Raw genomic sequence first — 1,080 nt, 5'->3', positions numbered from 1 at the left:
GGAGTTGAACGCGCGGGGCGGCGTGGGCGGGCGGCGGATCGACCACCTGGCCATCGAGGTCTCCGGGGACGCCGACGCCGACCTGCTGGGCGCGGTGGAGTACCTGCGCTCGCACGACGTGGACGCCATCACGCTGGGCAACGTCAGCCCCCGCTACCACCTCGGCGCGATCACGCTGGCGGCGGAGTACCGGGCGCCGCTCATGCATGCCATGGTGTCGCCCTCCATCACGGAGCATGTTCACGACAATCCGGGGATGCTGGGGCAGACGTTCCAGGTGTGTGCGACGGAGACCGCGTACTTGTCGGGATTTATCAGGACGCTGGATGCGCTCACCCGCACCGGGCAGTGGCGGCCGCACAACCGGCGGCTGGTGGCGCTGATGCGCGAGGACGACCGCGGCCTGAGCCAGGCGAACGGCCTCGACCAGCTCGCCGGCGCGCACGGCTGGGACCTGACCGCCCTGGTGACGATCCCGGACACGCACGTGCCGTGGGCGGAGGTGGTCGCGGCCGTGCAGGCGTGCGACCCGGCCGCCGTCCTGGTCTGCACGTACATCGAGGAGGAGCTCCGGCGCTTCCTGCGGGAGCTACGCGGGGGCGATGGGCGCGCGCTCGTCTACACGGTGTGGACGCCGACGATCCCCCACTTCGAGGACCGAATGGAGGGACTCGCGGAGGGGGTGCTCTGGTCCACGGTCATCGGTACGTACGGGGATCCGGTGAGCGCCGGATTCATGCGGAAGTACCGCGGCGCGTACGGTGACGAGCCAGGCAGCGGCAGCGCGGCCATCCACTACGACATGATCCACATGCTGGCCGGGGCCTGGGCGGCGGTGGGACGGCCATGGGACTTCGGAGCGGTGGTGCGGTCGTTGCGGGAGGGCGTGCATCGCGGGGCGGCCGGGCCGTACTACTTCGGCGGGCGTGGACAGCGGGCGCTGGTGTACCCGGACGACACGCGGGACGCCTCGCTGGCCCACGCCCAGCTCGTCCACCAGGTGCAGGATGGCAGGAGCCAGGTCATCGCGCCCACGGAGCTGGCCAGGCACGCCTTCCGCACCCCCGCCCTCCCCACCCC

Annotated in this window: 1 protein-coding gene; it reads left to right on the top strand. The window is 71.9% G+C overall.

The window, feature by feature from the left end; genetic code table 11:
* Positions 1–1,080, top strand: a 1,080-nt coding sequence (locus ITP53_RS55495; RefSeq protein WP_195903511.1) for an ABC transporter substrate-binding protein, incomplete at both ends; no start/stop codon positions are given.

It is taken from the genome of Nonomuraea cypriaca, assembly GCF_015645445.1.
Lineage (GTDB): Bacteria > Actinomycetota > Actinomycetes > Streptosporangiales > Streptosporangiaceae > Nonomuraea > Nonomuraea cypriaca.
The sequence above is the reverse complement of the archived record's forward strand: the minus strand, read 5'-3'. Positions and strand labels throughout refer to the sequence as shown.